Here is a 328-nt window from a genome sequence, read left to right as displayed (position 1 = left end):
TAAACGACAACAACTTTCTTGAAAGATAGAATACTAGAGCTGTTTAAGGAAAGTAGAGAGATTTATGGCAGTTGTCGTTTACAGAAGATGTTAGAAAGAGAGAACTTATTTTATTCTCGTTCCTATGTTGCTGTTTTAATGAGAGAATTAGGACTAAAGAGTGTTTTAAAAAGGAAATTTGTTGTTACAACAAATTCAAATCACACCTACCCAATCGCTAAGAATATCTTAAACAGGAACTTCGAAAGTAATTCAATTGATGAAAAAATGGGTGTCTGATATTACATATATTAGGGTTAATGATGATTGGAACTACTTAACAACCATG

The 328-nt window shown here is 31.4% G+C and carries 1 pseudogene; it reads left to right on the top strand.

The window, feature by feature from the left end:
• A pseudogene (locus tag CXF67_RS00280) lies at positions 1–328 on the top strand (IS3 family transposase); the annotation flags it as partial.

This window comes from Psychroflexus sp. MES1-P1E (assembly GCF_002836055.1).
GTDB lineage: Bacteria > Bacteroidota > Bacteroidia > Flavobacteriales > Flavobacteriaceae > Psychroflexus.
This window is presented reverse-complemented; position numbering and strand designations above follow the sequence as displayed.